This window comes from Bacillus sanguinis, from assembly GCF_018332475.1.
Lineage (GTDB): Bacteria > Bacillota > Bacilli > Bacillales > Bacillaceae_G > Bacillus_A > Bacillus_A sanguinis.
Map to the genome: position 1 here is coordinate 1 of NZ_BOQB01000185.1, position 241 is coordinate 241.

At 41.1% G+C, this 241-nt stretch carries 1 protein-coding gene; it reads right to left on the bottom strand.

Annotated elements, in window-relative coordinates; all coding sequences use genetic code 11:
- The coding region (locus KI369_RS19420; RefSeq protein WP_212957039.1) for an S-layer homology domain-containing protein at positions 1-241 on the bottom strand (241 nt) is incomplete at both ends.

Below are 241 nucleotides of genomic sequence, written 5' to 3' on the forward strand. Positions count from 1 at the left end.
TTTGCGCCATTTCTGCACGGCTAACAGAATCTTTCGGTCTAAACCCTCCGTTTCCATCCCCTTTAAAAATTCCCAATTTCGTTAACGTTAAAACCTCTTCAGGGAACAATGTCGAACCTGAGCGAATATCTCGATACGGATTGTTTAAAGTTGATCCATCTTGTAATACGTAACGAGCACCATCATTACTGAACGTACCACCTTGCTTATTCGGTACTAACACACGATAAATTAAAGCTGC